20 protein-coding genes are annotated in these 26,132 nt (G+C 36.8%); 10 read left to right on the top strand and 10 right to left on the bottom strand.

Features of this window, described 5'->3' with window-relative positions:
- Positions 1-318 precede the first annotated feature (318 nt).
- Entirely contained in the window at positions 319-936 is a 618-nt protein-coding gene (locus GXM17_RS00505) for a YciE/YciF ferroxidase family protein (RefSeq protein ID WP_163397341.1), read from the bottom strand.
- 216 nt (positions 937-1,152) lie between these two features.
- Between GXM17_RS00505 and GXM17_RS00500 the strand changes: the two genes are divergently transcribed.
- The 5 genes from GXM17_RS00500 (at position 1,153) to GXM17_RS00480 (ending at position 4,894) form a co-directional block, all read left to right on the top strand.
- On the top strand, positions 1,153-1,899 hold the full coding sequence (locus GXM17_RS00500) for a transporter (protein WP_163397340.1): 747 nt from the start codon (positions 1,153-1,155) through the stop codon (positions 1,897-1,899).
- A gap of 477 nt (positions 1,900-2,376) precedes the next feature.
- Complete coding sequence (locus GXM17_RS00495) at positions 2,377-2,763, top strand: single-stranded DNA-binding protein (RefSeq protein WP_163397339.1); 387 nt, start codon at positions 2,377-2,379, stop codon at positions 2,761-2,763.
- Between the two features lie 45 nt (positions 2,764-2,808).
- A complete protein-coding gene (locus GXM17_RS00490; protein ID WP_163397338.1) occupies positions 2,809-3,168 on the top strand; it encodes a DUF7222 domain-containing protein in 360 nt (119 codons plus the stop codon).
- Positions 3,169-3,194: 26 nt separating this feature from the next.
- On the top strand, positions 3,195-3,584 hold the full coding sequence (locus GXM17_RS00485; protein ID WP_163397337.1) for a Cas9 inhibitor AcrIIA9 family protein: 390 nt from the start codon (positions 3,195-3,197) through the stop codon (positions 3,582-3,584).
- Positions 3,581-4,894: a PcfJ domain-containing protein gene (locus GXM17_RS00480; protein WP_163397336.1), complete on the top strand. Its 1,314-nt coding sequence runs from the start codon at positions 3,581-3,583 to the stop codon at positions 4,892-4,894. The genes GXM17_RS00485 and GXM17_RS00480 overlap by 4 nt, the downstream gene beginning before the upstream one ends.
- A gap of 86 nt (positions 4,895-4,980) precedes the next feature.
- On the opposite strand, the gene GXM17_RS00475 is transcribed toward GXM17_RS00480, so the two are convergent.
- Positions 4,981-5,226, bottom strand: coding sequence for a hypothetical protein (locus GXM17_RS00475; RefSeq protein WP_163397853.1), 246 nt, complete (start codon positions 5,224-5,226; stop codon positions 4,981-4,983).
- Between the two features lie 931 nt (positions 5,227-6,157).
- Between GXM17_RS00475 and GXM17_RS00470 the strand changes: the two genes are divergently transcribed.
- The 4 genes from GXM17_RS00470 to GXM17_RS00455 all read left to right on the top strand — a co-directional run bounded on the left by GXM17_RS00470 (position 6,158) and on the right by GXM17_RS00455 (position 14,587).
- Positions 6,158-6,610 (top strand): T9SS type A sorting domain-containing protein, encoded by a 453-nt coding sequence (locus GXM17_RS00470; RefSeq protein ID WP_244307293.1) that lies wholly within the window; start codon positions 6,158-6,160, stop codon positions 6,608-6,610.
- 3 nt (positions 6,611-6,613) lie between these two features.
- Entirely contained in the window at positions 6,614-13,249 is a 6,636-nt protein-coding gene (locus GXM17_RS00465; protein ID WP_163397335.1) for an FG-GAP-like repeat-containing protein, read from the top strand.
- Between the two features lie 9 nt (positions 13,250-13,258).
- Positions 13,259-13,930 carry a hypothetical protein gene (locus GXM17_RS00460; RefSeq protein WP_163397334.1) on the top strand — a complete coding sequence of 224 codons (672 nt, stop codon included), beginning with the start codon at positions 13,259-13,261 and terminating at the stop codon, positions 13,928-13,930.
- 417 nt (positions 13,931-14,347) lie between these two features.
- The gene (locus GXM17_RS00455) at positions 14,348-14,587 is read left to right on the top strand and encodes a hypothetical protein (protein ID WP_163397333.1); all 240 of its coding nucleotides are present in this window, start codon (positions 14,348-14,350) and stop codon (positions 14,585-14,587) included.
- A 233-nt stretch (positions 14,588-14,820) separates the two neighbouring features.
- Here the strand turns inward: GXM17_RS00455 and GXM17_RS00450 are convergent, their stop codons facing one another.
- The 6 genes from GXM17_RS00450 to GXM17_RS00425 all read right to left on the bottom strand — a co-directional run bounded on the left by GXM17_RS00450 (position 14,821) and on the right by GXM17_RS00425 (position 21,959).
- Positions 14,821-15,951 carry a formylglycine-generating enzyme family protein gene (locus tag GXM17_RS00450; RefSeq protein ID WP_163397332.1) on the bottom strand — a complete coding sequence of 377 codons (1,131 nt, stop codon included), beginning with the start codon at positions 15,949-15,951 and terminating at the stop codon, positions 14,821-14,823.
- A 653-nt stretch (positions 15,952-16,604) separates the two neighbouring features.
- Positions 16,605-18,533 (bottom strand): sulfatase-like hydrolase/transferase, encoded by a 1,929-nt coding sequence (locus GXM17_RS00445; protein WP_163397331.1) that lies wholly within the window; start codon positions 18,531-18,533, stop codon positions 16,605-16,607.
- Between the two features lie 142 nt (positions 18,534-18,675).
- Positions 18,676-20,142, bottom strand: a complete 1,467-nt coding sequence (locus GXM17_RS00440; RefSeq protein ID WP_244307292.1) for a sulfatase family protein — start codon at positions 20,140-20,142, stop codon at positions 18,676-18,678.
- A 93-nt stretch (positions 20,143-20,235) separates the two neighbouring features.
- The gene (locus GXM17_RS00435) at positions 20,236-20,595 is read right to left on the bottom strand and encodes a hypothetical protein (protein ID WP_163397330.1); all 360 of its coding nucleotides are present in this window, start codon (positions 20,593-20,595) and stop codon (positions 20,236-20,238) included.
- Positions 20,596-20,636: 41 nt separating this feature from the next.
- Entirely contained in the window at positions 20,637-21,626 is a 990-nt protein-coding gene (locus tag GXM17_RS00430) for a family 16 glycosylhydrolase (RefSeq protein WP_163397329.1), read from the bottom strand.
- Positions 21,627-21,638: 12 nt separating this feature from the next.
- A complete protein-coding gene (locus GXM17_RS00425; RefSeq protein ID WP_163397328.1) occupies positions 21,639-21,959 on the bottom strand; it encodes a hypothetical protein in 321 nt (106 codons plus the stop codon).
- Positions 21,960-22,425: 466 nt separating this feature from the next.
- Here GXM17_RS00425 and GXM17_RS00420 point away from each other — a divergent pair, with 466 nt between their 5' ends.
- On the top strand, positions 22,426-23,433 hold the full coding sequence (locus GXM17_RS00420) for a T9SS type A sorting domain-containing protein (RefSeq protein WP_163397327.1): 1,008 nt from the start codon (positions 22,426-22,428) through the stop codon (positions 23,431-23,433).
- Between the two features lie 416 nt (positions 23,434-23,849).
- On the opposite strand, the gene GXM17_RS00415 is transcribed toward GXM17_RS00420, so the two are convergent.
- Positions 23,850-24,329 carry a hypothetical protein gene (locus tag GXM17_RS00415; RefSeq protein WP_163397326.1) on the bottom strand — a complete coding sequence of 160 codons (480 nt, stop codon included), beginning with the start codon at positions 24,327-24,329 and terminating at the stop codon, positions 23,850-23,852.
- 17 nt (positions 24,330-24,346) lie between these two features.
- Positions 24,347-26,128, bottom strand: coding sequence for a RagB/SusD family nutrient uptake outer membrane protein (locus GXM17_RS00410; protein WP_163397325.1), 1,782 nt, complete (start codon positions 26,126-26,128; stop codon positions 24,347-24,349).
- Positions 26,129-26,132: the final 4 nt, after the last annotated feature.

Here is a 26,132-nt window from a genome sequence, read left to right as displayed (position 1 = left end):
GTAATAATAGATTGCAATCTCAAAACGGTACAGTAAAGCCAAAATAGGAGACATATTGCAGAAAGCAGGCAGCGCCTAACACAGGAGTACGGCTTCGGTTATCTATTATGCCTATTGGCCTTCATGAAAATGCAGCAGGAATTGCGCCCGGTCGTGTAAAATAAATGAGATCCCCTGCTGTAATTTTATTCTTTCTGATTTCTGATAAAGATAATGAAATTCAGGTTTTTCAAAATGATTGTATAGTTTGGTGTCTTTTGCCCATAAAAAAACCTGTATCGTCTGATACAGGTTTCCTCTTTATCTTAAACGGCGAAATTACTTCTCGTCTTCTGCTGCTGCATCAAAATTGATGGTATTGTAGGCAGTTTCGGTAAGCAGCGTATCGGCCTCTTTTTCCTCTGCTAAAGTCTTCTCAAGAAGCAGCACCGCGTCGTCCTCTCCCAAAGTGGTCGTAAAAGCGGCAAGGGTGCCGTAGGTCGCAATTTCATAATGCTCGATTTTCTGCGAAGCCGCAATAATACCAGCATCTCTCACAGGCCCTTTTTCGGTTTCTTCCATAATGCTCTCCCCTTCCTTGATCAGTCCTTCCATGGCATCGCATTTCTTTGCCGATGCTTTTTCTCCAACAAGTGAAAAAACTTTCTCCAGTCTTGCGGTCTGCTCTTGGGTTACCGTCAGATGGTCGTTGATTGCTTTGATAAGGTTTTCCGAAGTGGCATTCTTGGCCATTTTCGGGAGCGCTTTGGTAAGGGCTTTCTCTGCCCAGTAGATATCTTTAAGGGAATCGACAAACAGTTCGCGCAGACCGTCGGCTGCTGATGCTTTTGCTTTTACGGCTCCGTTTTTTGCTGCTGTGGTTTTAGATGCAGTTTTGCTTGCTGCTGCTGTTGTGGTTTTCTTGGCAGTGGTTGTTTTCTTATCTGTAGTTTTCATAATAATTGTTTTTAAGTTATACAGCAAAGGTAAAAGTGTATGAGTTTATGGTTTTATACAATAAACTTTGATTCTTACAGCTTTATAAGCAATTGTAAATCAATATCTTCTGCAGCAAATGCAGATATTGTAACGGCGCTCTGGTTAGATGTAACTTTCTTTGGTCCGGCAGTTCTATTTTAGCGTCTCATTTAGCAGATGCAATACAAACCTTATATGAAACGATTTTACTTTTTACACCTGACGCTGATTTTGTCTTGTATTTTTCCTTCCTGCCTGAAAGCACAGCAGATCCAGACCGATCGTCCCAATGAAACCGAAAGCCCTTCTGTGGTGCCTGCAGGGCGTCTGCAGCTGGAAAGCGGTTTATATTATCAAAAAGAAGAAGGGACCCAGACAGTCGAATCACCGCAGGCTGTACTGCGTTATGGGCTTTTTCGCAATGCCGAACTGCGTTTCGAAACTGCTCTCCAATTCACAAAGCAGGACGGACAGTCGCAGTTGGGAATCCAGCCTTCGGCAGTAGGAATTAAGTATCATCTTCTGGACCATAAAGGTATGCTGCCCGATCTGGCGCTTCTCAGCCGCCTTTACATTCCCTGGATTGCCGATAAGGCATATAAGGAAGACCATTACAGTCCCGAACTGCAGCTGCTGGCACAGCATGAAATCTCTTCCAAGGCGCATGTAGGCTATAATGCCGGCGTGCAGTGGGTATCCGAAAACCTGCAGCCGGAGTACATTTATACCTTGTCAGCCGATCATGCCCTGACTAAAAAGATAAAACTCGTTGTGGAAGCCTATGGCACAGTAATTTCCCATCATCATGCCCAGAATACAGCTGATGCGGCGCTGCTGTTTATTCTCAGTCCCGATGTGCAGCTGGACCTCACTGCAGGAACAAGCCTTATGCATGCCGGCTCGCAGAAATTTGCGGCCGCTGGTTTTTCCATACGGATCTGACAATAATCGATTATAAGCCATTTCTCTTTCCTGTATTCATTTTACTCTTTATATTTTTTTGCTCTGATGCCCGAAATGCCCTGCGTTTCGGGCATCTATGTTTTAATTCCCATCCTATGTTTTTAGGTTCTTTCCTTGAAGCAGGTTTCCCTGCTGCTTTCAAGGTTCTCTTTCTATGAACCCTCTTTTACTCCTTAAACCGAAACACTCTTTTATGGTTTTGTTTCAACTGCTGCAAGCGCTTTTTAAGGATATTTTCCAATTTCAAACGGGTTAAAAGGGCAGCCAAAGTAGTGCCCGCCCTCACCTGCATGCGCATAACGTCCTGCGGCCGCCCTTCGGGACTTATAGCACTCCGGCTCGATAGCGCTCACTTTTCTTCTGCTTTCTTTTTTCCCGTTTTTTCTTTTGAAAAATTTGCGTTTCGGCGTATGGGGAAAGAAATCTGAAATAAGTATTCACTAAAAATTTTATGTCATGGAAATCACAGGACGAATTGTAAAAGATGCCTCAGTTTTTAAGGTAAAAGAAAACCGTGAGGTGCTGAACTTCTCTATAGCGATAAGCGACAGCTACAAGCCCAAAGGAAGCGCCGAAACCAAAAAGATTGTAACCTATGTCGACTGCTCCTACTGGCTCAGCGCAGGTCTGGCGCAGTGGCTCAAAAAAGGAACGCTCGTACAGCTTTTTGGGCGCATCGGACTGAATGTCTATATCGGAAATGACGCCCGCGCGCACGGCGCTTTGACCTTTCACACCTCGGATATTAAAATCTTGGTTTTTCCTCAGACCCAAAGCACAAAAGCTGTACCCGCGGCTAATAAAGACAATAAAAACGAAGAGCCTGACGACCTGCCTTTCTAATTGTTATCTGCCAATACATTTTTATACACGCCTAAATACAACATTATGAAAGCCTTAGAAAAATCAACTTACAGCCAGTACCGTGTAAGCGATGCCTTTAATGAAATTATCCGAAGAAGCATTACTTCCTACAGCGGAAAACGCAGAGAAAAGCTTAAATCCTTTTTCCTTGATTTGCAGCAGGGAGGATGCGTGAGCGGCATGATTTCAGAATTTATCTACCACACAGACTGCAAAGAATTTTACATCGAATTTATCGATGACCTTGAAAATATCAGAACTGAACTGGAAGAAGCCATAGACGAACCCATTGAAAACCGCTTTAGCGCTCCGCACTACACTTTTGTCTGCTGGCTATGCTTTGAGGAATACTGTTATGACCTCTATTCTAGGCTCTTTGAGTAAAAATTTTCAACCTTAAATATTTTCTTATGAAAGCTTCTGAAAATTTTAAAAATGCCATAGAGAAATACCTCAGCACTTTGGCGCAGGGAGATAAAGCTTTTGCACTGCACTACAGCAAAGCTTCCAAAAACTTGGACGGCTGTCTGAATTACATTGGCGGCGAGGTAAAAAAAACAGGATTATGCTTCTTTGACAATCAGGAAATCTTCGACATGGCAGTGAAGTACTACACCGATGACACCATCGGCAAGCCTGCCCCTGTTGCCTTTAAAGCCGTTGTGCAGTCCCCTGCAGCCGCTGACCTGTTCTCGCAGCCCGAAACTGCCGCACCGCCTATAAATAGCGAACCTGTTCCAATAGTAAAAAAAGATGTAAAACCTGCGGTGCAGACCGCCCTTACCCTCTTTGACTTATGACACCCAAAACCATTATCGAAAAGCAGCTGGCGGCGCTGAGCGCCGCGCTTGCGCCCATAAAACCCGAGGTTTTCACTTGGGCAGAACAGACTATTTTCTTGAAATGGGGCGTTTTGTCACGCTCTAAATTCTACTGCTTGGACTGCAACCATGTCTGGAAGCCTTCCTGCCAAAACACCTGCGCCAAGTTCACAACTTGTCCTGCCTGCGGCGGAAAGCTTAAAATGATGCCCTATAATCAGGTGCATTTTAAAGAAACCGAATACTTTGCCGTAGTGCAGCAATGTGCAGGGTATCAGGTGGTGCGTATGGTCATTTCCCACAAACACATGAAAAAGAATTTCCTGCCCTCCTATTTCCATAAGGAAGTCATGCAGCACTGGATAAACCCCAAAGGGGAAGTGCGAACGTTCTCGCTCAGCACCAATGCATTTGCAGGCACGCTCGATGCGTGGAAATTTTACTCCCCGCTAGAAATAAAGCCAAAGGACTTCGTCCGCAACGCCCGATTCTATATCAATCCTTTTAAAGTGTATCCGCAGATTAAAGTGCTGCCGATTTTAAAACGCAATGGCTTCAAGACTTCCGTATACGACATTGCACCACACCTGCTCTTCGCATCGCTTTTATCCGACCCCATCGCCGAAACCCTGCTCAAATCCAAACAGCTGAACCTTTTGCAGTATTATCTCTGCGCATCACGGCAGAACATCCGCCGAAACTGGCAGGCTGTCAAAACGGTTATCCGAAACAAGTACAAGATTTCCGATGTCCCCATATGGGAGGATTATTTGGAGCTGTTGCGTTATTTCAAAAAAGACCTTTCCTATGCCCTTTATGTCTGCCCTGATAATCTGCAAGATGCTCACGACCATTTCGTGAAAAAGAAAAGGGAACTCCTTAGAAAGAAGAAGCTCCATGACCTGCGCCTTGAGATCGAAAAGGCGCAGAAAAAATACGCAAGCGACAAGAAGCGCTTTTTCGGACTGCTCTTTACAGAAAAGGATTTGAGCATCTCCGTAATCGAGAACGTAAGGGATTTTATGACAGAGGGCGACGACCTGCACCACTGCATATTTGCCAACGAGTATTACGGCAGAAAGGATTCGTTGCTACTCTCGGCTAAAATCGAAGAGAAATCCGTAGAAACCATCGAAATCTCACTCAGCCGTATGGAAATCCTCCAATGCAGGGGGCTGAAAAACAAGCCCTCGAAACACCATTCGCAGATAATGCGCCTGCTCTCTGAAAACCTGTATCAAATCAGGGAACGGATGAAGAAAAGAAAAGCCAAAACCGCAAGCCGATAGCACTATCGGCTTTCTTTTTGTAAAAACAGACATCAAGAGCCCGCCGGCTTGCAGCCGGCGGGCTCCGTTTTTTCAAGACGTCTTGATTATCGGATGCTGATGGTGTCCAGAAGGTTTTCCTGATCTATGAAAGCCGCAATGTACTGATGGACTTCATTGCGTTTCTCCTGAGCGGTTTCAAAAGTATTGATATGGTACTGCTCGTCCTGGTCCTCGATATGTATGATCTCGGTATATCCTTTTGAAATCAGGCTCCCTTTGAGTTTTAGTATGGTGTGCTGCTGGCGGGCATCCAAATCTTTTCTCACCTGTAGTTGTATCTCTTTTTCCATTGTGAAAGATCTGTTTGATTTGTTTTGGTATATTTCTTTATTCAAATATAATTATTTAGCACTCATCACCACTTCTCTGCAATGTTAAAAAAGTGAAGAAGCGAAGGGAGGATAAAAGTTTATGCAAAAACCTGGAGTGGGATTTTTGCCGACTTTGAGATCAAACATAATTATCTAAATGAAAAAAGGGATTAAAGCTTCCCAGTAGAACTGAATATCTTTAATTCCTTTTTTTAGCCTCACTATTTACTTTATATAAATGCCGCCCTTTCAGTTAGTGATGGCATCAATTTCTGCATATCCTGCGCGATTGCCGTCCTACGTGTTTTTTAATGCCTGAAGTTTTTTATACCGTGGTCACAAAGCCAAATGGCGCCAATTGAACACAATTGGGCCATTTTTTATTTATAATGTTATTAATTTTTGCTTTTATTTTCTTTTTCAACTAAGGCAAAAAAATGGTTAATTCCTTTATTTCTTTTCAGAAACAGCTGTCTTTGCTAATATCTATTCCAACTCCCTTTATGGTGCCGTTTTTAAATTTGCCCGGTGTTTATACTGAACTCTTGATTCTTATTCATAAGCATTTCTTTATTTTTTTCAAGTTTTCTTGATTAAGCAACATGATTGCTTTCGTAGCCATTAGAAAATAGCATTATACAAAGGCATCTTTGAAACTCCTTTTTATCGATAAGACATATTAAATTCAGGGAACAATAAATAAAGTTTTTTTCGTGCCGGTTTTTTATAATTTTTCAGAAAATTCAAGATTAATTCTGCTAAAAGAACATATTTCGTGAAAATAGAAGCAAGCAAATTGCCTGTAAATAAATAGACATCTATAACATAAATTACTTCAAATGAGGTTTTCCGTAAAGAATCAATTAAAAAAAAAGCCATATTTACCTGCAAATTACCAAAAACACTTTTTATGAAAAACCTATTTACACTTTTTTTGTTTGGGATTTTTTATACCTCCCAAGCACAGCCAAAGCTAAAATTTTCTTATGACCCGATAACGGGAAATCAGATAATCCGAGAACTTTGTTTTGGATGCCAGACCCAGAGACCTGGCAGCGAAATTAAGGAAATTGATGCCGTAACCGAGCAAGATCTACAGAAATTCTCTCCAGGAGACGCCATCTCATATTATCCCAATCCAGTCAAAGAAGAACTCTATATCAGCTGGGAATCTTCACTTGAAAACTTTGTCTCATCCATTGAAATAATAGGAATGGGCGGGCAGATTCTAAAAGCATACGGGAATACTAAAAACAGCAGCTCCCAAAATATCCCCTTTCAGAACCTTTCTGCTGGGGTCTATCTTGTATCGCTTTCATACAGTAACGGAGAACAGAAAACAATTAAAATTATCAAAAAATAATTTATGAAAAAGTTTTACCTATCGCTTATATTTTTATGCTTTAGCCTTTATTCCTCAGCCCAGGCGGGCGTAACTGGCTCATCAGCTGAAACGGGAGTTTTAAATGGAGATCTTTCAGTAACCTTATCAGGCGGTGCATCCTATAACATTCCCATCATAGTTCCACCTGGCATCAAAGATGCTGAGCCGCAGCTAAGCCTTTCCTATAACAGCCAAGGCGCTAATGGGGCTGCTGGTTATGGGTGGGGAATATCGGGAATTTCTACCATATCGAGAATTCCTGCAACCAAATTTCATGACAATACCATAGATGGCGTAGATTTTAATACGCTTGATCGCTTCGCTCTAGACGGACAGCGATTAATTTTAAAAAATACTGGACAAACTTATGGCGCAGATAATGCCATTTATGAAACTGAAATTTTCTCCAATTTAAAAATCACCTCCTATGGCGTCCATCCAAATGGAGCTAATTACGGTCCGGCCTATTTTAAAGTAGAATATCCTGACGGCTCTAAAGCCTTTTACGGCAATTCAACAGATTCCAGATCAATAACCGAATGGTCTATAACCTATTGGGAAAATGCGCAAGGGGCAAGGATTAGCTATGCCTATAATTCGGCAAATAATCTGCTGGAAATTTCATCTGTAAAATACGGCGCACTATCCACCGCAGTCCCAATAAACGCAGTCCAGTTTGTGTATGAAACAAGATCCAGGCAAGAAAGCTACTATATTGGAGGACAGAATATCAAACGCACCAATCGTTTAAAAGAAATAAATATTACCGGGAATGGCGTCGCATTTAAGAATTATGCTCTTCAATACACCATTACAGGCCCCTCATTATCTTATGACTATCTATATTATGTTACGGAAAAAAACGGAGATAAGTCTAAAAGTCTAAATCCAACCCTGTTTAGCTACAATGAAACTGCCACTAATATTTCCTACGTTACCAATCCAAATACATTAAGCGTTGACAATGCCTCTTCCTTAAACTCATCCGCAGTGTCAGGGGATTTTGACGGGGATGGAAATATGGATTTTATCCTCTATCCTTCGACTGGGAGTTCCGCTAAAGCCAAGTATTGGCTTTTTACAGGAATAAGCCCTAATACAGGATCTCAGACATTTCCAAACATGGGATACCCTGTAAATCAAGGCGCATTTCTAGATATCATACCGGTTAGTTTTCTTTCTTGGAACAGTAAACTGATGTCCAATCAAGGCTGGACAGTGGTTCAGATGAATGCGTCAACTGGCGCTACGGAATTTAAGACCTACGCTACCGATGGATCCAGCCTAATTTATCCTCAGGGAGAAAAAACATTTACTTTTCCTTTCTTTAGCTATTATTCCGAACACCCCTTAAGCTGTATACAGAACAGACCCCCTATCCTAAATACAACTTCAGTTCCCAAACGTTATTTGGGAGGCGACTTTAACGGTGATGGCTTAACAGATATAGCTGCGGTGGAAGTGAATTTCACATATTCTTATCTGGCTCCTTGCGATATTAACAATGAGCCTTTACCAGTGAATGATATCTATTCCGGCAATACCTACTTTGTAGATCTTGACCGCCGTCTCGCTTCAAATTATATTAATAATGCCGGCAAAATAAATGTTCTTGAAACAAGCAAAACATACGTAGCAGATTTTAACGGAGATGGAAAATCAGACGTATTTGTCATTGATGCTGGAATAGTAAAAGTTTATTCTCTTAATGACAATAGACAATTTGTGCTACTTTGCCAAATGTCAGACACCGGTATCGTTTTAAATAAACCCATCTTAATTGGCGACTACAATGGAGATGGAAAATCAGATATTATGATGCCCAAAGAAACGAATAATGGATGGTATCGATACTTATCAAGCGGCTTATCGTTTATTAAAGAAAGTAAGACTCTTCCCTATACCGTCAATGATCCCTACACAAGCTACAACTATACCGCTACAGATTATAATAATGATGGTAAAAGCGACTTCAATGTTATAAAAAATTATCGGAATGGATCTGCTGGCACCATTCAAATTACAGCTTATACAGAAACGACTCCTGATACTTATTTCTCAACATCTGCTATCACAACAGCTCAAGCAGCTATTGACATCTATGCCCTGCCTATCTATCTGCCTTCATCAGATAGACAGAAACCCAGATTTGAAGTTGCCTTTATAAATAATAACAAGCTTCATTTTTTTAATTCTCTCAAAAATTCAAATAAAGACCGCCTTTTAACGGCTGTCACTAGTGGGAATGGGGTGCAGGAACTGATAACTTATACAGCATTAGACCAAATTTATAAAATCAATTTCAATTCTATTTACAGTCCTAGTACGGGCACCGAAACCTATCCCTATTTTGATATAGTGTCATCTCCAGACTTCCAAATAGTGTCAAAATTGGAAAAAAAGAGCGAAACTTCCTCAAAAATGAAATTATACGGATACTACGGCGCTGTCGCCAATTATGAAGGTCTAGGCTTTATGGGATTCAGATCAATGATGGAAAGCAATTGGCACGACTCCACTAACCCCGCATTGAGCACCATTACAAGCATGGACATTAAAAGAAGAGGCGCTGTTTCTGAATCGTACCTCTTGCCTTACTTAACCTATCCGTATAATGGATTTGCAACGACAAATTTCACTACAAAAAGCATTTTTTCTTACACTCCCATTAATGCGGATGATGCCGTTCTGCCTTCTAAAGTTTTCAAACAGCAGAACACTGGAACTACTGAGGTCAACACACTGAAAAACAGCACTATTGAAACCGTAAACACCTTTGATGCCAATAATTATATCACAAATTCAACGACCACGACAAAAGAAGGAGGCAGTACCATACAGGTCGCTTCAACGGATGTCACCTATCAATTGCCCGTCTCAACACCTTTTTACATTTCAGGACGGCCTTCAAGCAAAACGGAGAACATAACGCTCCAGCCAGGAGGCAGCACTTTGACACGCAAGGAAGTCTATACGTATAATAGCCAGCAGCTTCTTGATAATACGGTAAAAACTGCTACAAATGCTCCTACAATTACCGAGACTAATAATCTATATGATTTATTTGGAAATATAAAAACAAAAACTATTAGCTCCAGCACCCTCTCAAGAGTAAGCAAATATGAATACGACACCACAGGAAGATTTCTAACTAAAATCACTGATCCTAATCTCTTATCAACTTCTTTTGAATACTATCCAGAGACAGGATTGCTAAAGAAAAGAACAGATCCATATTTACAATCTGTTTCATACACATATGATTCCTGGTTTAAAATGCTCACAGAAAAAGATGACCAATTAAATATTGAAAGATCAAATGTTTACACCAGAAGCGGAAAAGAGACTATTATAACGACAACAAGAAAATCTAGCGTTAATAGTACCTTAGATACTGCGGTTTCTGAGGAAAAGTTTGATGATTTGGAGAGAAAAACGAGATCGGGAGTTAAAGATTTAAACGGTTCATTCTCATATATTTCTTACTTATATGATATTTATGACAGGCCCTACAAAGTAAGCGAATCTTATTTCGGCTCTTCTGCATCACAGTGGAACGAAACAAAATTTGACATTTACAGCAGACCTACACAAAATATTCTGTTCAACGGCAAATCGATTGGAATTGCATATGCAGGTCTCAAAACAACTATAACTGATGGCCAAAAAAACAAGGAGCTTACAAGCAATGCAATTGGAAAACTTGTTTCATCTTACGAACCTTTAGGCGGCACTGTATATTACACCTATTTTGCTGATGGAAATCTAAATAAAACTTCTTATAATGGCATTGATATTATTACGGAACAAAATGGCTGGGGATATAAAACGAAATTAACTGATCCATCGGCGGGCACTTATATTTATGCAAACAATGACTTTGGAGAATTGATTTCTGAAAGCATTCAAAATGCAGGAATTATAACAACCATAACCAGAGATCCTGCCAGCGGAAAAGTAACCTCAAAGACTATTGAAGACCCAGGAACGAATACACAGACCAGTTATACTTATGATGGTGATCTTCCGCTAACCATAACATACGTTGACAATAAAGAACCGGCTGGAGCAAACACTACCGTTATAACCAATAATTACGACAGCACCTATAAACGAATAACTTCCATAGTAGAAAATAAAACGGGAGTATATAAATTTACTAGATCTTTTACCTACGATGCGCTTGGAAGAATAGCGACCGAAACAAAATTGGCTGAAATTGGCGGTAAAAGCAGTTCAGTCCTTACACAGAATGTATATAAAAATGGCGGTTTGCATAAAATAATAGACAATAATAATAAAGTGCTGTGGCAGGCCAATACATTTAATGCAAAAGGACAAATTGAAGAATCTGTAACGGGTAATGACATCAAGATGACCAACTCGTACAACACTGACGGCTATCTTTTTAAAACGCAGTTCGATAAAACCACCACTCCCACAGCGAATATACTTACTCTTAGCACATCATTTGACAAAAATAATGATCGTCTGGACAATAGAATCAATAGCGCTTTTAGCAACTATACTGAGGCATTTGAATATGACAGCATGAACCGTCTGACAAAATTCACCAACAAATCAGGGGTACAGGAAATACAGGCTTACGATGCATCTGGAAAAATACTAAGCAATAGTTTAGGCGCTTATGATTATGATCCGGCAAAGAAATATCAAAATACAGCAATTACCCTTAATTCAGAGGCTGAAGGATACTACAGCAACCGTGAAGGGATATACAGTGACAGTATGGAAGATGGCAGAGGTTTTGGGGAAGTAAGACATCCCGGTGATCTCTTTTACAGTTATGATGACACAAAAGCTCATACAGGCAAAAATTCATTAAAGCTTGCCAATACAACTTCTTCAGAAAAATACGTACATAGTGATAAATGGATAAGCATTGATAATGCCACTGATACACAGTATACATATTCTGCATGGGTCTACTCGGATAATCCTCAAGCTGAGATGTTCCTATTTATGAAAACACCAACAGAGACGGGATATTTTAGTGTAGTTGACAACATAACAACTGATGTTAAAAACCAGTGGGTTAAAGTTGAAAAAACATTTAATGTTCCTGCACATATTAAAAAGCTTAACATCCGATTAGACAATAATGGATCAGGAAATGTATGGTTCGACGACGTTGTGCTACGTAAAACTAGTGATCCAAATACATCGGAAAGAGTTCTAAATGTTACTTACAATGCATTTAAAAGCCCTATCCAGATAGAGGAAAAAAATGTGGATAAAGTAAGTTTTTCATATAACGACAATAACCAGCGCAGCATTATGTATTATGGAGGGTTTCAGACTGACAAGCTGGCTCGTCCCCTTCGTAAATACTATTCTATGGATGGAAGCATGGAAGTTAAAGAAAACAGATTCACAAACACTTTTGAATTTATAACTTATGTTGGAGGCGATGGCTACTCTGCTCCTGTCGCAGTTAAAAGCGATGGTACGGGAACAACGCAAAATTATCTATATTTGCACCGCGATTATCAGGGATCCATTGTTGCGGTCACAGATGCCAACGCAAATATTGTCGAAAAACGTCTATTTGATGCTTGGGGAAACATAATAAAAGTTCAGGACGGTGCAGGAAACACCTTAAATGGACTGACGGTTTTAGACAGAGGATACACAGGCCATGAACATATCCAAAGTGTTGGGCTGATTAATATGAATGCAAGACTTTATGACCCTATTCTGCATAGATTTTTACAGATCGATAATGTTATTCAGGATGTAACAAATACTCAGAACTATAATTCATATGGCTATGTTTACAATAATCCATTATCAAATACCGATATTACGGGCAATAGCTGTGACTGTCCGGGAGGAAGCATCGGTATAGGTCCGGGAACTGAGACAGGAAGCAGCTGGGACTTTAAACAATTTGATAAAGATTATAGGATCAGCGAATGGTGGAAAAGAAATATAAATGGTGATAAATGGAGCGATGCCATTAAAAGCGGAGGAAACTTCATAAGTAACAATCTTAAATCATTTGGCAATGACATTAGCAACGGCTTTAAATCTCTTTTTGGACATAAGAGTGATGGACCGCCAGCAAATAAAAGTACTTGGATTAAAGTATCGGATTGGTTCACTGTTAATACAGATTACTTTGCTTACACACAAACTCGACAAATTGGAAAAAAAGCTACATTTGATTCTGGTGTAGGAGATCAATTAAAATTAAAAACTTATATGGGAGTAAAACTTAGGCTTGGAAGTGGGGAAATGTTTGAAATAAATGATACTTTTTTTAATGGAAAGAATGAAGGAAGAAATTATCAATTAAATCTAGGCCAACATAGCTTAAATTTTAGACCAAAAGATTATAGAATAAGATATATGGCTCCAAGCGGTAAAAACACTTCACAAGGAATGAGTATAGGCACTGATGGCGTTGGTTGGCATTACAATATTAGAAATGGTAATGGCAGAAGCGCTGGCTATGATGTTGCATTTAGACCTGGAGGATACACAGTTATGCTCGTTTCGGGAGTTATCTTGTCAATCTTTCAGCCTGAAGCAGCTCCACTAATCGAATCTGCTGCAGAGGAAATTATTGCGCACTCTTATCAACTCGCATTTTAAACAACTCATATGATTCATCCTTTATTAATCAATACTACTATGAAAATTATTTGTCTAATATTTATAGCAGCACTTTTTTTCAGCTGCAAAAAAATTGTAATAAGTGACAACTTGACTTTTGTCCCTCAAAAAAATTTTAAAATCAAAAATTTAAAGCAACCAAAGGAGAATAGTGTTTCTATTGGAAGTTATATTACAGGTAAAGATTCGGTAGTTTCACAATCCGAAATCCAATCTAAGTATTCGCTTATAGCAATTAAACTGTCAAACACCACTTCTAATGTCATTTTCAATAATTACGAAAAGAATGACTGTCCTACGCCTGGTTATTTTTCTACAATTAATGAAGGTCTTTATGAGATAAATATAAGTCCCCAGATCTTTGATTCAAAAAGCAGAATTAATAAGATAGATTTTTTCTCGGATAAGAAAATAAAATACCAGATAAATAACGATAGCATTAAAAGCTTTAGTCTTAATTTCAATAAATTCGCTATTAAAATTAATAATGATGACAATAAAACCATATATGCGAAAATTGAATATTATGGACTTAAAAATTTAGATGCTCAAATGCTTCTTTATCAAATGCAAAATGATTCCTTTCTTTTTATTTTAACACCTATGAAAAAAAATATAGCTTTAGAAGAGAACTTTTTATATACTTATCTGTTTAAATAGTCGAAATATTTCCTAGAAATAAAAGACAGCAGATAAAAATGCTGTCTTTTTGTAAACAGCAAAATTATTTAGTGTTTCTTTTAACATTTAACTCTACGATACATACAAACCGCTTCTAAGCAAAAAGTTAAAACAATTATCTTACAAATCAATCTCAAAGTAAGTTAATTTCTTTAAATCATTCATAAAATGGTTTGTAAATTGTTGAGTAAGGGTCATTCTTAAAAAAAAGTTAAAACAAAAGTTTTAACTTTTTTTTTAGCCTTTTCGATGTTATTAACCCACTTTATCCTATAAATAATAGCGGTTTGTAAGTGCAGTTAAGTTAACTTTACAGAACACAAACCATCTTTAAAACTCTGTAAACATTAATATTACAAAAAATCATTCCCTTCATCTTAACATTAATTTAAGTTTATGGAAATTGAAGAAGAAAAATATAGAGGAAAAATTACAGCTAATAAAGCTCAAAAAATGCTTAGCGACGAAGGAAAGAATGTTACTCTGGAAGAAGCAGAAGAGATTAGAATTTCTACAGAAAAACGCATATGTTCAAGTAAGAAAATTTCTAAACGAAAAAAGATGAAGATACCTAATCCCCAAATTGGACTCGATTCTTTTTTTTGCCATAAAAAGCTAACGAAAGAAACAATATAAACAGAGTATTAATTTGAATTGGGTGCAGAATCGGTGCATTTAATTTAAAGTACAAATCAAGACACTGAATAATTGTTAATTATAAGCTTAAGTTCGAATCATTACTAAAACATACATAGAAATGTTAAGTTAATAATTAGGTATTTGTTGTGTTACTCCTTTTGTAACATCTCCGATTAGCAACAAATTCACTATATATATTGTGAACAAAGTATTTTCATATAATGTTTTAATTACAGTTCCTTTACGCATCTAAAACCAATGTGATTGGCAGCAGACCTGATTTCTCCTTTTCCTCTTGTGCCCACCATATACCGAGTGCAGTATTGATCCGTGCATAAAAACGATCCTCCACGGTGAACTCGTTTAATGTCTGTAGGATCACTAGGATCATAGTAAGTGCTTGGTCCTTGCGGATTTCTAACAGTTTTACTACTTTCTGCTAATGATTTGTAATAATCTACGCTGTACCAATCATTTACCCATTCCCAAACATTTCCAGCCATGTCATATAGCCCGTATGCATTTGGAGCATATTGTGCTGTTGGTGCAATACCTTTGAAACCGTCTTCCCCAGTATCACCGTCTTTAATAGGAAAATTCCCCTGGTAAATATTGGTCTGAAATTTTCCTTTAGGTTTTAAATCATTTCCCCAGGCATATAAATTTCCAGTTTTACCGCCGCGAGCCGCAAATTCCCATTCTGCTTCCGTTGGGAGTCTTTTTCCTGCCCATTTGGCATAAGCCGCAGCATCTTCATATGCAACGTGTACAACTGGATATTTTTCTTTTCCTGTAATGGTGCTTTCAGGACCTTCCGGATGCCTCCAATCAGCACCTGGCTTATAACGCCACCATTGAAGGAAATCACTAAGATTAATCGCTGAAGATGTAGGAGTAAAAACAGCAGATCCCGCTATTAAATCTTCTAATCTTGCAGTAGGAAACTCCTCTTTTGTTGGTTTTTGTTCAGCAATGGTTACATAACCGGTTGCTTTTACAAATTTTTCGAATTCCTCATTAGTTACTTCTGTTTCATCCATGTAGTAGCCATCAACATACACTCTATGAATAGGAGAAGCATCTTTTGTCAATCCTTTAATATTGCATAGACTCTCGTCTTCTATATTTGTTCCCATTGAAAATTCACCCCCTGGAATCCAAACCATTCCCTCAGGTGCTTTAACAGTTGGTTTAAATTTATTCTCAACAGTTGGTTTAAATTCAGGTTCTAAAGCACTTGGAGTTTCATGACATTCTGCAACTGTTTTTTCTTCTTTATCTGAAAATCTTGTGTAACTGTAGGCTATTGAAATTATGGACGATAATAATAACACAAAAATCCAAAAGGTCTTATTTTTCATTGATTTATAAATTCGAAGTTATTACTCTGTTAAAAAAAATCGGATTCATTTAAAATTAATTATTCATAACAGTAGGGCAAAAGTCTTTTGATCTGCAAAAGATCAAGTTTTTATAGCATATATCTGCACTAGGTTAAAAGCAAATTTAGCTAATCTGGCATTTTTCATTTACCTGATTTTTACCTAATCTTGTGCCAATGGCGGTTTTTAAGCATGTTATTTGCTAAATTTATACTATTGAGGAAAATATTTCGCAAATAAAAAACGTCTTAGTTGGTACTCTGCTTTATATTCGTTGGCTTTCAGTCAAATAATCTCTCTTTCATCGGGGATAAAAAATATTTTATTTTCAAAATTTATTTTTTAATCAGTTCACATACATTTCAAAAAACTTATTAAAAAAAATATTTACGCTGCAAACTCCATCTTGAACAGCAAATTGGTTATTAAATTAAATCAAATGTAGGCAAAACAAACATCATTTCTAAGTAAAATCCTATTGTTTGGCAAGTAAATCTTTTTCTGCATTATTGAATATCAAAATATTCAATAATCCCACTAGTACGTAATTTTTTGAGTTAAGTATTTTTTTTTAAAATACCATTTATATATTTCTTTGACATGATCTGCTCTACCTTAAATACGGGATACATTTATATTTTAATTATTTTTTCAACCGCAATTTTATCATCAGCCATGATCCTGAGAATATAAGTTCCAGCTGGTATTTGCGAAACATTAATCCGCGGTTTGTTTTCATTAGTCCCCTTTTCCTTTTTAATTACTGAGCCTGTTGTTGTCACTATTTCAATTTCAAATCGATTAATAGCTTGATTAAAATTTAGGTAAAAATAATCGCTACTAGGATTTGGATAAACACTAAAGTCTGCTTTTAATAGATCGTCTATTCCAAGTGATAATTCACTACTTTCAAATAGCTTATCATAAGCTGGTAAAGTTCCATCAGCCCACAACGCATCGTGTGGATGTCCCTCTCCTCCATCATCATTATCAAACCATGCAGGTTTTACATTTTGGAAATCTTTTACCCAAGCCACTGCTTTAGCCAACATTTGTGCGATAATAGTTTCTGCATTTGGCTCCGTTTTTCTTAAATCAGTTGTTTCTCCAGGATCATTTATTATATCATATAATCGCCAACTTCCATTTCCGCCGGTTTTAGTAATTTTCCATTTATCAAGTATAATTGCTCCATTGTGAAAACCATTTGGTGGTCGCATAATGTATAAAGGATTCTCTGGTCGCACATCTTCTCCGCTAATCATTTTATCCATAAAATCTTTTCCATCAATTGTTTTATTTACAGCCATAGTAGCTCCAGCTACATTGACGAGGGTTGGATACAAATCAAGGGAACTAATTTGATGTTCAAAAGTGCCATTTGCAGCTATTTTACTTGGCCAATGTACAAACATTGGTACTCTATGTCCCCCTTCTTGCACGCTTCCTTTTAAACCATCTAAAGGATAATTAACGGCACCTTTGCTATATGTATAACCACCATTGTCGCTCAAAAACACAATGAGTGTATTATTATAGAGACTTGGATTCTTTTTTAGTTCAGCTACAATTCGACCAATATTTGTATCCATATTTGTTACCATTGTTGCATACGTAATACGATCCTGCACAAATTCCTCAATTTTTGCTGCTCGTGCTGCTGCATTAGTAATTTTGGTAACTTGTGTAGATTGGGTAATATAAGCGCTATTGCGAACCAAATTTTCAAAATTAGGATTATCCAATTTAAACTTAGCAATTTCTGCTTCGGGAGCTTCTAAAGGTGTATGAGGTGCGTTATAAGCCAAATAAAGGAAAAATGGATCTGATTTAGTTGTAGCATTATTGATAAAACCAATTGCTTCATCTGTTAGCACATCAGTTAAATAATCGTCATTAACAGCATTACTAAATTCTGTGCGGTCAATATAATTTCGGTTTCTTTGTAATGGATCTTGATACTCATTTGTTACCGGATTACTGCCACCTAACCTTTTATAAAAATTATCTTCATAATCGTATTCAAAATAATTTTTCCCTCCACCCAAAAATCCGAAGAAAAAATCAAAACCTCGATCCAATGGTTGGTAGCTTCCTTCAGTAAAACCCAAATGCCATTTGCCTATCGCTCCGGTTGTATAGTTGGCATCTTGTAATAAATTCGAAAAAAATATTTCGGTTGTGGGAATTCCTAGCGGAGTATTTATATCATTTGGTAAATTGTATTGTGCTCCAATTCTGTGTGGGTACATTCCTGTAAGTAAAGCTGCCCTACTTGGTCCACAGAATGGGTGTGCCACATGAGCATTTTTACATATAATTCCTCCCTTGGCAAGAGCATCAATGTTGGGCGTATTGATTATTCCTAGATCTTCTGGAAAAGCGGCTGTACGATTAAAACCAACATCAGCGTATCCTAAATCATCTGCTAGGATAACTATTATATTCGGCCGTGCCCCATTTGTTTGTGCTTCAACAAATATTGAAAACAAACTTAAAACTAATGTTAAAAGAATGTACTTTTTGGTATGATCTTTGTTACAATTGTTTTTTAATTTCATTTTTATCTGATTTTTTTTCAAATATATACTACTGCTACAAAAACTATTAGCTAGAAATTACCTGTTGTTAACACAATTATAACCAAAACAAAAAGAGGCTTTAATCTCTTAAATTACAGCCTCAAATTATTTATAAAATAGGTTATTTTGATAAATTAAAAACACCTGGAAATTGGTCCATATGTTGGTCACTCCAAATTTCTCTTAAACTTTCAGGATCAAACCATTTTGGTTCTGAATGTTCTTTGCTCCACCTTTTAGCGCCTTCAACCATCTCCTTGAGTTCTTCTGGATATTGTTTACTTAAATCGGTAGTTTCACCTATATCTTCTGTTATATTATAAAGTTTCCAAGGTGCTTTTTTGGCTTTTACTGCTTTCCATTGGTCTAAACGAATTCCTACATCTGAGAAGCCTGCTCGGTGACGCATTGCAAAAATCATTTCACCTTTACGTGGATTATTATTCGTAATTACATCATTTAGAATATCTTTTCCCTCAATCTTTTTGTCGTTTGGTATTTTTGCTTTCGCTAAATTGGTAAAGGTTGGATAAAAATCTAGTGAGCTAACATTGTAGTCAAAACGTTTTCCAGCGGGCACATGATTCGGCCAATGAAAGAACATTGGCACTCTAAAACCACCTTCAAGAACATCGCCTTTATCTCCCTGCAGTGGAAAGTTATTGGCTCCTTTGTCACTTCTACCACCATTGTCACTCAAAAAAATAATCAACGTATTCTCGTATTGTTTATTAGCTTTAAGTGCTGCTACAATTTTACCAACACCTCTATCAACTGCGTATACCATAGCTGCATAAGCACGACGGTCTTTATCTTGAATTGATTCAAACATTTTAAGATCTTCTTTCTTTGCTTCTAAAGGTGTGTGTGGTGCATTATAGGCTAAATAAAGGAAAAATGGCGTTCCTTTCTTAGATGCTTCTCCAACAAATCGAACTGCCTCTCGGGAAAAAGCATCAGTTATATATTCTGTTTCATACATATCTTTACCATTATGCTCTAAGGGAGTCAAATAATCCCAAATGTTTTTATTGCCAGCTGCAATTTGCTTATCATATTTTGCTCTATAATCACTTGGAATATAGTTATGCCCCCCTCCTAGAAAACCAAAAAAATCATCAAATCCTCTTTTGTTAGGGTGAAATGCAGGAACGGCACCTAAATGCCATTTTCCAATGGCTCCTGTATAATATCCTGATTCTTGCAAAACTTTACTCATGAAGGTTTCGCTCAAGGGAATTCCCTCGCCCACACTTTTCTCGCTGTTTGCAGGCAAATTAAACTGTGAACCAAATTCATGTGGGTATCTACCCGTTAACAAAGCAGCTCTACTTGGACCACAAAATGGGTGAGCTACATAAGCAGAAGAAAAAATAGTTCCTTCTTTGGCTAATTTATCCAGTTCTGGAGTTATAATGTCTGTTGCGCCATTAAACCCGACATCTGCGTAGCCTAAGTCGTCACATAAAATCACCAGTATATTAGGTCTGGTTTTATTGCTTTTATCAATCTGAGAAAATCCTGTGACAGTTCCAAGCAATAAGATTGCTGGAAAAAGTTTCCTCATCACATTGGCTTTTTTATACATATAATTTATTTTCTTTACTAATTATAGCGATCATTCCATCAAGATGTTTCTATATTTTGAACGAAAGCGGTATTTATGAAGCTATATTTAGATTTAAACATTTTTAAGTTCTTCTCTCATTCGATCCAAGAAAAGCTGAATTTCACCAGGTTGCCTCTTGGAAATCTCGGTTAATTCTTGGACAAATATTTTGCTTAACTCATTTTGTTGTGTATTCTTGTACTCTTCTGAAACAGCGTTCTTTTTATAATCCTGCATTAAGTTGATATATTTATTAATATAATCTTCTCTTGCTTTTAATAATTTTTTCTGTTGGCTTCGATTTAAATCGAATTCATCTGTCGCTGCTTTAACAAAATAGCTCACTTTTTTTTGTTGATTTGCTGGCACATTTTGCGAATAAGAATTTGCAACTCCAATCAAAATCGCAAACGCCAAAAATATTTTTTTCATAATTCAGTAAATTTTAGGGTTTAGTTAAATAGTTTTTATTTTTATTTTTTTTGCCATACACGTACATACTCAATTTCAAAATCGACTATTCCATCATCTTTTTTTCCAGATGGACTGTTCAGTTCTAAATCTTCTTTGGAGTCTGGAACACCATGCCAAGGGAAAGTTTCCTGATCCAACCAAATGGATAAAGGCTTGGTTACTACATAGCCTTCATCAAAACCTTTTGATTTTGCCCATTTATTGATCTTCACCTTTGATGCTTCACTAAACAATTTTCCATCAACAAAATATTTGATTCCATTCTCATCCCATTCCATTCCATAAATATGAAATTCATCTGCAACTCGAAAACCTAAATCATGATGTTCGGTATAGACGCTATTATTGGCTTTCTTAAGTGTCCAATCGTGAATTGACCACCATAATTCACGATCCAGATCTAATTTTGTTTTCTGACGATGATCTCCAAAATGTTCAAATATATCCAACTCTACACCTGTACCCATGGCCCAAAAAGCACTTGTAATTTCCGCATCAGCTGCTTTACTTTTGATTTCCATGTATCCGTACTTAAAAAATTTTCTACCTATCAGGCAAGCCGTAGTAATATTTTCGAATTTGTTTTTCGTTTCATCCTTTCCCCACGGTTTACCTAGTTCTTCACTAAATGGAAAATTGGGTTCCCATTTGGTCTCTAAGATTAATTTTCCATCTTCTAAACGGTAATTATTTCCCGAAAACTGAGAAGGAGCTCTACCAATCCATACCTTTTTATTAGGATAATCGGGATGTTTGTAAACTGGTTTTCCGTTTTCGAATTTTCCAACAACATACCAACGGTTTTCGTCTAGCTTTGCTTCATCAAATTCGTCACTAACCGCTGTATTTAGTACCCAATTTCCTTTGTTCGTAGGATCAGAAAAAGGAATCACTTTTCTATCCAGTTTTGTCTGACCATTTAGTATCAAACTCCATGAACATATGCTAAAAGTCAACAAAAAGAAGTTCTTATTTTTGTATAAATTCATATTAATAAGTGTTTACATGGCGACTTCCATAAACTCGACTGGTGCGCCATTATGAGTTATAAAGGCAACTTTAACACCTTCTGAGGGTGAAAAAACAGGAACCAAAAGTTCTTTATCTAGCAATGCATCGTTTATATTGTTTACAATATATGCGACGTGCGGTATAGTACGCAACAGTTCGGGCATGGGACTATCTGCATCAAACTTAACCCATTCTATACCGTATTGATCTTTGGCAAAATCAGTAAAATGAATTTTGCCTGCTTCGTAAAAGCCATCCCATTCTTTTTCCTCCGTAGTAGGAATCCCTATATGACTAAATGTGTAGTTCATAAATAATTAATTTAAATTTCGCTTCACTTTTTTTATAGCTAATAGCATTACAAAAGAAACTAAAACTTTCCTTAACTACCAGATACATCTTACCTTCCGCATACATTATCTTAACATAATTTCTTAAAAAACGCTAATCTAGCACCAAATCAAATTACAATTGCATCAAAAATACTCATGCAATAATTTTTTAGCATGAATAATTAAAAACTAATAATTATTCATTCCTTAAATAACGAACTAGTTATTGTATACCTATTAACTATCTTAATGAACAAGCATTAATATCTTATAAGTTTATAATTTCAATAAATATAAAATTTGCTTTTAAAAATACTTTTTAAATAAAAAATCAGCTTAAAAATATCAAACATGTTAAAATAAACAAGGTCAAGGGTAATTTATAGTAATATGTCGATATAAGCATGCCTTAAATTAGCATAAACAAATAAAAAAACAATAAATTATGAAAAAAAATTATCTTAGTTTACTAGCGTTTATCGCTTTTTCAACTCTTGCTAACGCGCAAATCACGACCATAGACTTTACTGATCCTAGTTATGATGAAGCAAATGTACAAACCGATCTAAATAATCATGCTGATTGGAATTCCCAATCGTGGTATGCAAACGGTAGTAATAACCGTATCGGAATATTAAAAGCCAATTACAAAGTAGCTTCTTTAAATACAGCCATAAAAAATGCTGCAGTAGGCCAAATCGTTAGCGTTAAAGCACAAATACAATTAGGTCAAAATTCAGAAGCTTTTATGGAGGCAGAATCGTTTGTTTTAATGGCCTTTCAAGCTACAAACGCTGTAACGGGTTCCAACAATACGAACAGAGATGGTGTTATTCTTAAATCATCAAATGCAGCGGGAAATGAAGTGTCTTTAGGCTATCAAGGAGCTGGAGGATTTAGTACTAATCCCGCCATTAGTCAGGCCGCTAAAGATGTGTACGAAGTACTGATGGAAATTACCATAGGGACAGATGCAGCATCCACCGTTGTTAAATCAAGATTAAAAAACTTGGCATCCAACGAAACTTCTGCTGTTGGTTCTTCAATTGGTATTAATACTACTATTTATAGTGCTTTAACTGGTAGCACTGGTGCTTATTTATTCTTCTACACCTTTAACCCTTTTCAAGGAATGGCAGGTACAGATTATAACATCAATAATATTTTCGTAAACAAAATAGAATTTGGTACTACGAACAACCCTTCGCTAGGAACAGCAAAGTATAATGCTTTTGAGTTTACAATGTTTCCAAATCCTGTACATGAGACCTTGTTTGTTTCTACTGAGGAGCCTTTAGAAAAGGTAGAAATATTTAATATTTTAGGGAAATTGGTTTTAATCCAAAAGAACGAAAGCAATCAAATGAATGTATCCTCGTTAAGCGGGGGTGTTTATTTTGCCAAATTGACTTCTAAAAATGGTGTTTCTACTAGAAAATTCATAAAAAATTAATATCACTTTTTAGACCAGAAAAACAGCTGCTTTTAATTTAACTCGCTCTACAAACAGAGCGAGTTTTTTTTATATTTTAAATAGTAATTTATTGTTTTGAACTCTAATTAAGAGCAAAAAACATGAAAAATTATCTTAAGATCATGCTGCAATAAAAATATCAAGCAATTGATTTGATCTCAAAAATCACATTTTAAGATTTTAATTAAAAAGGTGTTTGAACAATCATGGTCGAGACGTTAAATATGTTTTCCCAAGAATTTTAATGTCAAATCAAAGTACTCCTATTCATTGATATTTTCATATAATAATGTTGTAATAAAATGCAGGATATGAAAATTTAAAACAAAAAAAAGGTTGCAGTCTCACGCATAATACGCTCGACTGCAAACCTTTATAATAATGAATATATTTTACTAAAAAACTACTATTGTAAAGGACTGTTCAAACAACCATGTGCCGTCGGGTTGCTGCACAGCTTCAATAGGAACTGTTCCGTTGTAAACTACTTTTTCTCTGAAAGTATTTCGCAAGGTAACCGTATACGTTCCAACAACTGGAAAATAAACAAAAACTGTTTTATCATCGGTAACTAGTCCTTTAGAATCATCTATAAACTCCGTCAAATCGGGATAAGGAGCGACAGAAACATTTTTAAAACCATCTTTCAAAAAATAACTTCCTTCTTTTATTTCCCACTCATGAGATAAGGCACCTTGCGACAAATCATAAATTGAAATTACTTTACCCGCAGCAATATTGGTATTAACATTGGCTTTTAGTGGAGCACTACCGTACCATGTTACATCCGAATAAGTAGGAACCGGAATATCATCGGGTTGGCAACTAGTACACCACACGCCTATGAATAAAACTATAATTATTATTTTTTTCATTTTTTACTATTTTTAAATTATTTAGTTAGATTCGGATTTCTTGCCACCTCGTTACTTGGTATTGGTAAATATTCACTAACACCTTCTACAAAATTTTGAGCAGGGATCGCAAATTCATTTGGAACTAATGAACTTGGCATTGTCCCTGGAGTTTTTACAACCGAAATTCTATATTTGGTAATCGTAGTTCCTTTTGAATTTACAAACTTGTAATCTTCAGCATAATAATTATCCGTTGCTAATCGTTCAAAATTTGATTTTACAATTCCCCATCTTCGTAAATCTGTAAAACGTAAAGCATGCCCTTCCAAAGACAACTCTAACGGACGATCAACATACATTAATTTATTCATTACCATGTCGGCGGTATAGGCAATTCCATCGTAGGTACGTGCTGAGCCGTATTCACCAGAAGTACCATATAAAACTAATCCCCAGCGGGCACGTACTTTATTAATTAGATCTAAAGCTCCTTGAACATTACCTGTTTTGGCATAACATTCCGCTTGCATCAAATAAACTTCCGCCAACCTATTCAAAGTAATATTTTTAGAAGATTTCTGCGCACCATCAGGATTAGCACCTTCGCCAGTATAAAGATCGTGGTTGGTATATTTCTTGTAAAAACCAAAAATTCTAATACTAGCTGTAGCATTTACTGCACCCATTGGCAATGCAGGATTTGCTTCGAGTACGTTAGGTGCTAAATAAACAGGAGTTTGTAAATCTTCTGGTAAAGTGATCATTGCAGAAGCTCTTAAAGGAACATTACGCAATGGAGACGTAAGGTTAGTAGGTACTAAATGATTTCTAGAATCTTTAGGATCCATAGGTTCTGTTTTGTACGCATACGCTACCCAAGCCGGTGGAGTTACACAAAGATTTTGAGAAAAACACAAAAATGCCGCTCTTGTTGTTAAAATTTCCTCATCAAACTGTCCTAAATCGGGACGCAGCTTGGCGTCAAAATTTATCTCAAAAATAGATTCGGCATTAAACTCACCCGCTGTAGTAAATAATTTACTCATATCCGTTACAAGAGAATATTTGTAAGCAGAATTGGTAATGACATCATTTAGGTAAACTTTAGCAGCTTCATATTCTTCTTGGTACAAATAACTAGTTCCTAAAAGTGTAGCAGCAGCACCTTTGGTAGCCCTTCCCAACTCTTCGGGAGTTCTTGTTGGTGGTAAATTGTCATAGGCGTACTTAAGATCTGCTCTAAAAAAGGCTAAAACAGCATCGGAGGAAGAAGTTGATCTAAAAAAATCTTCATTTGTAACAGGCGTATGATCATCAATAATTATTCTTCCTTTGTTAAAAGAGGTATGCAAGTAAAAATGGAAAAGACCTCTTAAAAAACGTGCTTCTGCCATTTGTTGTGTCCATTTTTCATTGTCAGACGAAGCCTTAATTTTTTCTAATGCCTCAATAACTTGATTGGCTCTAAAGGTTCCTCTGTAGCAAGCTGCCCAATGACGCTCAATAAACTGATTATCATTACCATAGGTTTGATACCAAAATGTGTACCCTAAATCTGTGGTTGGAAAAGGTGTAGGTCGTACTGTAGAGTACCAACCCATATCAGAACGTACAGCCTCTTCTCTCATATTGAGCACAAACTGTGATAATAATGTAGCGTATGCCGACGTAAGCCCTTTGTTTGTTTCTGTCAAATTATTCCAATAATTACTTGAATCGGTATAATTTGGGTTTGTTTCTGTTAAATCTGGACTACAGGAATTCAAAAACCCGACAGCCAAAACTATTGAAGTATATTTATAAATAAATCGTTTCATAATC

The organism is Flavobacterium fluviatile (genome assembly GCF_010645065.1).
GTDB lineage: Bacteria > Bacteroidota > Bacteroidia > Flavobacteriales > Flavobacteriaceae > Flavobacterium > Flavobacterium fluviatile.
Note: the sequence above shows the minus strand (reverse complement) of the source record. Positions and strands in the feature narration are given on the sequence as shown.

Excerpts from the sequence above, each read along its gene's own strand:
- GXM17_RS00410 (WP_163397325.1), bottom strand. The coding sequence starts at position 26,128 with ATGAAACGATTTATTTATAAATATACTTCAATAGTTTTGGCTGTCGGG.
- GXM17_RS00485 (WP_163397337.1), top strand. The coding sequence starts at position 3,195 with ATGAAAGCTTCTGAAAATTTTAAAAATGCCATAGAGAAATACCTCAGC.
- GXM17_RS00425 (WP_163397328.1), bottom strand. The coding sequence starts at position 21,959 with ATGAACTACACATTTAGTCATATAGGGATTCCTACTACGGAGGAAAAA.
- GXM17_RS00475 (WP_163397853.1), bottom strand. The coding sequence starts at position 5,226 with ATGGAAAAAGAGATACAACTACAGGTGAGAAAAGATTTGGATGCCCGC.
- GXM17_RS00415 (WP_163397326.1), bottom strand. The coding sequence starts at position 24,329 with ATGAAAAAAATAATAATTATAGTTTTATTCATAGGCGTGTGGTGTACT.
- GXM17_RS00430 (WP_163397329.1), bottom strand. The coding sequence starts at position 21,626 with ATGAATTTATACAAAAATAAGAACTTCTTTTTGTTGACTTTTAGCATA.
- GXM17_RS00460 (WP_163397334.1), top strand. The coding sequence starts at position 13,259 with ATGATTCATCCTTTATTAATCAATACTACTATGAAAATTATTTGTCTA.
- GXM17_RS00450 (WP_163397332.1), bottom strand. The coding sequence starts at position 15,951 with ATGAAAAATAAGACCTTTTGGATTTTTGTGTTATTATTATCGTCCATA.
- GXM17_RS00495 (WP_163397339.1), top strand. The coding sequence starts at position 2,377 with ATGGAAATCACAGGACGAATTGTAAAAGATGCCTCAGTTTTTAAGGTA.
- GXM17_RS00440 (WP_244307292.1), bottom strand. The coding sequence starts at position 20,142 with ATGTATAAAAAAGCCAATGTGATGAGGAAACTTTTTCCAGCAATCTTA.
- GXM17_RS00480 (WP_163397336.1), top strand. The coding sequence starts at position 3,581 with ATGACACCCAAAACCATTATCGAAAAGCAGCTGGCGGCGCTGAGCGCC.
- GXM17_RS00420 (WP_163397327.1), top strand. The coding sequence starts at position 22,426 with ATGAAAAAAAATTATCTTAGTTTACTAGCGTTTATCGCTTTTTCAACT.
- GXM17_RS00435 (WP_163397330.1), bottom strand. The coding sequence starts at position 20,595 with ATGAAAAAAATATTTTTGGCGTTTGCGATTTTGATTGGAGTTGCAAAT.
- GXM17_RS00470 (WP_244307293.1), top strand. The coding sequence starts at position 6,158 with ATGAAAAACCTATTTACACTTTTTTTGTTTGGGATTTTTTATACCTCC.
- GXM17_RS00505 (WP_163397341.1), bottom strand. The coding sequence starts at position 936 with ATGAAAACTACAGATAAGAAAACAACCACTGCCAAGAAAACCACAACA.
- GXM17_RS00490 (WP_163397338.1), top strand. The coding sequence starts at position 2,809 with ATGAAAGCCTTAGAAAAATCAACTTACAGCCAGTACCGTGTAAGCGAT.
- GXM17_RS00465 (WP_163397335.1), top strand. The coding sequence starts at position 6,614 with ATGAAAAAGTTTTACCTATCGCTTATATTTTTATGCTTTAGCCTTTAT.
- GXM17_RS00455 (WP_163397333.1), top strand. The coding sequence starts at position 14,348 with ATGGAAATTGAAGAAGAAAAATATAGAGGAAAAATTACAGCTAATAAA.
- GXM17_RS00445 (WP_163397331.1), bottom strand. The coding sequence starts at position 18,533 with ATGAAATTAAAAAACAATTGTAACAAAGATCATACCAAAAAGTACATT.
- GXM17_RS00500 (WP_163397340.1), top strand. The coding sequence starts at position 1,153 with ATGAAACGATTTTACTTTTTACACCTGACGCTGATTTTGTCTTGTATT.